Origin of the sequence: Streptomyces sp. NPDC056296 (assembly GCF_042268605.1) — a bacterium.
Classification (GTDB): Bacteria; Actinomycetota; Actinomycetes; order Streptomycetales; family Streptomycetaceae; genus Streptomyces.
Window position 1 is genome coordinate 40441 of record NZ_JBHJRX010000064.1, and the last position, 6405, is coordinate 46845.

The following is a 6405-nucleotide window of genomic DNA, read 5'->3' on the forward strand; positions in this document are numbered from 1 at the left end:
GGAAGGGCCGTTCGGGCAGCTTAGTTGATCGCCATGGTCGCGTCAGGAGCACGTGGGGAGCGCCTGCACCGCGGCCCGTCGAACACCGGTACGCCGACGCCCGCTAGCATGCGCGCCCATGACTGACGACGTACGCAACATCGTCCTCGGCGTGGTCGCGGCCGGCATCAGCGCCGCGCTGGGCTGGTTCGCCCGCACCTACCTGTGGAAGCGCAGACTCCGCCGCAAGCAGGCGTTCTTCGGGCTGCCGGACAGTTCCGAGTCGCTGCTGGTCGTCAACCGGGACCCCGCCGCCTCCGAACCCGCGGTCCACCGCTTCGACGTCTTCGCGCTGCTGGAGCTGTCCGCCCTGATCAAGGACTGCGGCGCGCACGTCCAGGTGGTCACCCAGGACATGGTCCACCAGGGCTTCGGCGAGCGTACGGAGTTCTGCGTGGGCGGTCCCGGGTCGAACCGGCGCATGGTGGCCCACATGGCGGCCATGTTGCCCGGGGTGCGGATCAACGTCGATCCGGAGCCGGGCCCGGACCGCGGCGCCTTCCAGATCGGTGGCGAGCGCTACCGCATGGACGCGGGCATCACGGAGTACGTCCTGCTGGCCCGTCTCACCGCCGGGGACCGGCGCGAGGCCCGGCCCGCCTTCCTGTTCTGCGGTCAGCGCGCGATCACCAACCAGGCCGCCACCCGCTACCTCGCGCGTCACCACGAGAAGCTCGCCCGCAAGCACGGCAACAACTCCTTCGTGCTGCTGCTGAAGGTGGTCAACTCGCAGGCGTACGGCCCGGATGTCGTCGAGCTCGTCGGGGACGTGACCCGGGCGGCGACGAGCCCCCTGCCGACACCGGCGCCGACGACCCGCAACTCCCACCGGGCCTAGGACCGGTGTGCAGCTGACCTTCTTCTCGCCTGCGGACGGCCCGTCCTGGTGTCCGATCCGCCGCGCGAGCAGTGATCTCCGGCTGCACCCTGCGCATGCCCCTGTGCGTTCGTGTGTGACCTGTGTGACCTGACCACTGCAACGTATCGACACAAACGGCAGGTATGCCAACGACACGCACCTTACGGGCATTAGCCCTATTTAAGGCGATCGTTGGGCCAAAGGTTGGACGCCCTCACGCTTCCGCGACTTCGCCGTACAGTTGCGAGAGCTCGGGCACGCCGTCCGCCGCCCACGCGTGGCCGGACTCCACCACGTCGAACTCCCGGCCGGAGGCGAGCCGGACGACGGGCTGACCGTCGGACCGGATGGACCAGGCGGCGCCGGGCACGGTGCGCACGATCACGGTGCCGAGGTACAGACCGGCGTCGTTGCCGAGCCAGGTCAGGATCTCCTCGTCGCTCCGCCAGCGCGGCAGCACCTGGTCGAGCTGCTCCAGCGAGACCTCGGAGTCGTCGAGCCGGACACCCTCCCGCAAGGCCTGGGAGCGCAGCAGATCACAGTCGGCGAGCAGGTCACCGATGCCCTCGGCGTCGTGAGCCCGGTGATCTTCGCGCCGCTTGCCCAGGAAGGGGAAGTTCATACCTCCAGACTGTCATTCGTACCGCCATGTGCACCACAGGGCACGCAGGAGCGGCGCGGGAGGCCGGGGGCGCCTACACGTCCAGGTCCACCACGACCGGCGCGTGGTCGGAGGCGCCCTTGCCCTTGCGCTCCTCGCGGTCGACGTAGGAGTCGGTGACCGCCTTGGCGAAGGGCTCGTTGCCATACACCAGGTCGATGCGCATGCCGCGGTTCTTGGGGAAGCAGAGCTGGCGGTAGTCCCAGTAGGTGAAGGGGTGGTCGTACTTGAGCGGGCGCGGGACCACGTCGGACAGGCCGGCGCCGCGCAGGGAGGCGAGGGCGGCACGCTCGGCGGGGGTGACGTGGGTGGAGTCCTCGAAGGCGGCGCGGTCGTGGACGTCGTCGTCGGTCGGGGCGACGTTGTAATCGCCCATCACCGCGAACGGGCGGCTGCCGGTCGCGTCGCCCTCGACGGCCGCGCGCAGCGCCTCGAGCCACTGGAGCTTGTAGGCGTAGTGGGGGTGCTCCACCTCGCGGCCGTTGGGCACGTACACCGACCAGACGCGGACCGGGCCGCAGGTGGCGGAGATCGCGCGGGGCTCCTGTGCGCCGTCGTAGCCGGGGTCGCCGGGCAGGCCCTTGACCACGTCCTCCAGGCCCACGCGGGAGAGCACCGCCACGCCGTTCCACCGGCCGGTGGCGTGCACCGCCGCCTCGTAGCCCTTCTCGCGCAGCTCGTCGAAGGGGAACTGCTCCTCGGCGACCTTGGCCTCCTGGAGGCACAGCACGTCGGTGCCGCTGCTCTCCAGCCAGGCGAGGAGCCTCGGCAGGCGGGCGGTGATCGAGTTCACGTTCCAGGTCGCGATGCGCATGTCCCACAACCTACCGGGCGGGACTGACAACCCCGTCCCGCCCGGGTCGTCACCGGTCGGGGGCCTCACACTCGTGCGGAGTCCCCCGGGGTGAGCCGCAGGTGCTCGGCACCGCCCAGTTCGCCGACCTGGCGGTCGTAGATCGGTCGGGCGAGGTCGGTGAGGAGGGCGTCGTGGATGTCGTAGGCGCGCTGCGGCCTCACCTCACGGACGTAGTCGATGACCTCGGAGATCTTGTTCCACGGCGCCATGACCGGGAGCATCAGCGTCTCCACCGGGTGGTCGGGGACGGTGAGGGCGTCGCCGGGGTGGAAGACCTTGCCGCCGTCGACGAGGAAGCCGACGTTGGTGACGCGGGGGATGTCCGGGTGGATCACCGCGTGCAGCTCGCCGTGGACCTGCACGTCGAAGCCCGCGGCGGTGAAGGTGTCGCCGTGGCCGACGGTGTGCACGCGGCCCGGGAACGCCGCCGAGATCTTCTCCGCGACCGACTTCAGCGTCCAGATCTCGGCGGCCGGGTTGTCCTCCATCGCGGCGCGCAGCCGCAGCTCGTCGAAGTGGTCGGGGTGCTCGTGGGTGACGAGGATCGCGTCCGCGCCGAGGGCGGCATCCTCCTCGCTGAATCCGCCGGGGTCCAGGACGAGCGTCCGCCCGTCCTTCTCGAGGCGGACGCAGGCGTGCGACTTCTTGGTGAGCTTCATGACTCCATCCTGCCGCCGCGGGCCGGCGCACGGCCGGGCAGGACTCACTCGGGCGGCGTGGTCTCCTCCCGGATGACCTGCTGCGCCACCCGAAAGGCGCCGTTCGCGGCCGGTACGCCGCAGTAGACGGCCGCCTGGAGCAGTACTTCCTTGATCTCGCCGGGGGTGAGGCCGTTGCGCAGGGCGGCCCGGAGGTGGGGCGCGAGTTCCTCCAGGTGGCCGCCGGCGACGAGGGCGGTGAGGGTGACGCAGCTGCGGGTGCGCCGGTCCAGACCGGGCCGGTCCCAGACCTCGCCCCACGCGTACCGGGTGAGGAGCTCCTGGAAGTCGCCCGAGAACTCGTCCGCCCGCTCCAGCGCCTGGTCGACGTGCGCGTCGCCGAGCACTTCGCGGCGCACCTTGAGTCCCGCCTCGTACGGGTCGGGCCGTCCCTGCGCCGGGGCCTGCGTCGGTACGGCGGCCGGGGCGATCTCGGCGATGGGCGCGGCCGACTGCGGCGGCGGGGCCATGGCCGGCTGGACGGGGGCGGCCGAGGCCGCGAGGGCCGCGGGTCCCGCGGTTCCCGCGGGGGCGGCGGGTGGGGTCACGTGGGCGGCCGGGACGGCGATCTGGCCCGTGGAGGCGTCGTGGCCGGTCTGCCAGGCGGTGGTGAAGTGCCGCACCAGCAGGTCGGTGACGGCCGCGGGCTGCTCGACCGGGACCAGGTGGGAGGCGCCGGGGACGACGGCGAGGCGGGCGTCCGGGATACCGGCGACCAGGGTGCGGGCCTCGGCGGGGCCGGTGACCTGGTCGTCGGAGCCGACCAGGACCAGGGTCGGGACGCCGACCTGCCCGAGTTCGCCACGGACGTCGAACGCGGCGAGCGCTTCGCAGGCGGCGATGTAGCAGCCGGGGTCGGTGGTCCGCACCATCTGCACGGCCCACTCGGTGATCGCGGGCTGGGCGGCGGCGAACCCTCCCGTGAACCACCGCTCGGGCGAGCTGCGGGCGATGGGGTCCAGCCCGTTCGTACGGACGATCACGCCGCGCTGGCGGAACTCGTCGGCCGTGCCGAAGCGCGGCGAGGCGGCGATCAGCGCGAGGGAGGCGAGGCGTTCGGGATGGCGCAGAGCCAGTTCGATGCCCACGGCACCGCCGAAGGCGCAGCCCGCGTAGCCGAAGCGCTGCACGCCGAGTCCGTCGAGGGTGGCCAGCAGACGCGTGGTGAGCTCGACGACGGAGCCCGCCGGGTGCGCGGCGGCGCCGCCGTGTCCCGGCAGGTCGAAGCGGAAGACCCGCCACTGCTGCGCCAACTCGGGCACCTGCCGGTCCCACATGTGCCATGTGGTACCGAGGGACGGCCCCAGGATCAGAACCGGAGCGTCTTCCGGCCCGTCAAAGCGGTATTGCAGGGTGTTCGGCGGTGTCTCACTCACGTCCCAGAGCCTCTCACGTCTCACAGACGCCGCTAAAACGAGGGGGTGCGGGAAACCGGTCTGACCAGGTTGAAGACCCCGCGGGCGGCATACCGCTTGAGGCACCGGACGATCTCGCGCCGGGTCTTGCCCTCCTGGGTGCGGCGTTCGTAGTACGCCTGGGTTCGGGGGTCGTGGCGTAGCCGGGTGAAGACGATGCGGTGCAGGGCGGCGTTGGCCTGGCGGTCGCCGCCGTGGTTGAGTCGGCGCGTGCGCCGTATCCCCGACGAATACTCGATGGGACTGACCCCGCAAAGGGCAGCAAAGGACGCCTCTGAGTTCAGCCGCTCGGGATTGTCCCCCATGGTGATCAGGAGAGTGACGGCGCTGTCCGGGCCGATGCCCACCGGTTCGAGCAGCTGCGTGGCGTGGAGTTCGACGAGCCGGGTCAGGCGCTGGTTCAGCTCGTTGATCTGAGCGGTGAGCTGTCCGATGCGCTCGGCAAGCATGCGCAGCGTCATGTGGGTGGCCTGGGTCACCGCGTCCTCGTCTCCCCCACCGTCGGGTGGGCCGAGGGTCGCGCAGGTGCGGAACAACTCGGCGTTACCGAGGCCCGACATTCGTTCCCGCAGGGCGGGGTCGGCGATGACCAGGACGGCCTTGAGCTGGTTGATCGCCTGGGTGCGGGCCTTGACCGCGGAGTCCTTGGCGAGCTTGTAGATCCGGGCGCTGTGCACCGGACCGTCGCCGGATTTCGCCCAGGCTCGAGCACGATTACTGAGCACGGCCCTCGCAGCGGCCTGTGCATCGAGCGGATCCGACTTCCCGAGCAGCCTGCGGGCCGAACGGTCGGGCCGGTTCGCATCGAACATCTGAATCTACTGGCCCAGCAGATAACGGGTCAGGGCCGTGCCGAAGGTGCCCGTGCCCTCTACGCCGGCTCGGCGCACCGTCCCCCGCTTGCGGGCCCAGGCAAGCATCTGACGGTAGCCAGCCACCGTCACCGAGAGGGCTCAATACCCAGGACCTTCCCGAGCAGGGAGATCACGGCGGCGACATGAACTTCCCCGTGGGTGTCCACGTTCAGGACGATCTCGCGCCGAACGGGAGGATCCTGCCGGAGGAGATGTTGCGTTGTCCGGTCGTCATGATGGTTCGCCTCCGGCTTCGTGACGTGCTGAGTAGCCGTCACTGGCTCGGGCTGTCTGGACTGTGGTGGCGCCTGATCGTCGGCAAGGCTCCTATGGGGACACGCCCTGCGGCTCGGTGACAGCAGGCACCATCCTGTGACGACAGTCGACAGGTCCGTGACTGGTCACTTCGGTCATAGATCTCATGGGTCAGACCTCCGCCCGGGGGCACTGCGCAACCGTTCCATCAATCCCGCGCACCTGCATGACCCGACCACAGCCGGGGGGGGCTTCGCCCGAACTGGTGCTCAACCTGGCCGGAGCGGGCTGACAATAGGTTGACTCCCCACCCACTTGTGACCGGCAACGAAAGACAGCCTCGTGACCCGTTTTACCAGGCGCCTTGCATCGCCATCGCACGAACGACTTCGCCCCCTCTTTCTGGCACACGGCTGCCCATAAGCTATATAGCGGGTCACCGCGAGAACACGGACAGCAGCTCGGCAAAAGTCGTCACCAGCCAGCAGTAACGCCCTAGCGGTCTACGGCACGTTGATTCTCAGTACTGCACTGAACTGTCTCGAGCATCCGGATAAGACGCCACACGTTCGCGTGGCCGCGCTGCGACGCGCCTACCCATGGAGGAGGGGAAATGGCAGTCGACGGTCACACCTCTCGCTCGCCCAGCAGGAGGGCCTCAGTGACTTCTTCGGGCGTACGCCCGTCGGTGGCCACGACGACCGTGGCGACCTCCTCGTACAGGTGGCGGCGGGCCTCCATCAGCTCGCGCCACTGTCTGCGCGGGTT

At 70.1% G+C, this 6405-nt stretch carries 6 protein-coding genes; 1 reads left to right on the top strand and 5 read right to left on the bottom strand.

Annotated elements, in window-relative coordinates; translation table 11 throughout:
• Window positions 1-118 precede the first annotated feature (118 nt).
• Entirely contained in the window at window positions 119-877 is a 759-nt protein-coding gene (locus ACFCZF_RS34410) for a hypothetical protein (RefSeq protein WP_375917711.1), read from the top strand.
• A 235-nt stretch (window positions 878-1112) separates the two neighbouring features.
• Here the strand turns inward: ACFCZF_RS34410 and ACFCZF_RS34415 are convergent, their stop codons facing one another.
• The 5 genes from ACFCZF_RS34415 to ACFCZF_RS34435 form a co-directional block, all read right to left on the bottom strand.
• Window positions 1113-1520: a DUF6278 family protein gene (locus ACFCZF_RS34415; RefSeq protein WP_376674978.1), complete on the bottom strand. Its 408-nt coding sequence runs from the start codon at window positions 1518-1520 to the stop codon at window positions 1113-1115.
• A gap of 73 nt (window positions 1521-1593) precedes the next feature.
• Window positions 1594-2373: an exodeoxyribonuclease III gene (locus ACFCZF_RS34420; RefSeq protein WP_375917705.1), complete on the bottom strand. Its 780-nt coding sequence runs from the start codon at window positions 2371-2373 to the stop codon at window positions 1594-1596.
• A 65-nt stretch (window positions 2374-2438) separates the two neighbouring features.
• On the bottom strand, window positions 2439-3074 hold the full coding sequence (locus ACFCZF_RS34425) for an MBL fold metallo-hydrolase (RefSeq protein ID WP_376674979.1): 636 nt from the start codon (window positions 3072-3074) through the stop codon (window positions 2439-2441).
• Window positions 3075-3118: 44 nt separating this feature from the next.
• Window positions 3119-4489, bottom strand: a complete 1371-nt coding sequence (pcaC, locus tag ACFCZF_RS34430) for a 4-carboxymuconolactone decarboxylase (RefSeq protein ID WP_376674980.1) — start codon at window positions 4487-4489, stop codon at window positions 3119-3121.
• Window positions 4490-4521: 32 nt separating this feature from the next.
• Complete coding sequence (locus tag ACFCZF_RS34435) at window positions 4522-5340, bottom strand: transposase (protein WP_376674981.1); 819 nt, start codon at window positions 5338-5340, stop codon at window positions 4522-4524.
• Between the last annotated feature and the right edge of the window lie 1065 nt (window positions 5341-6405).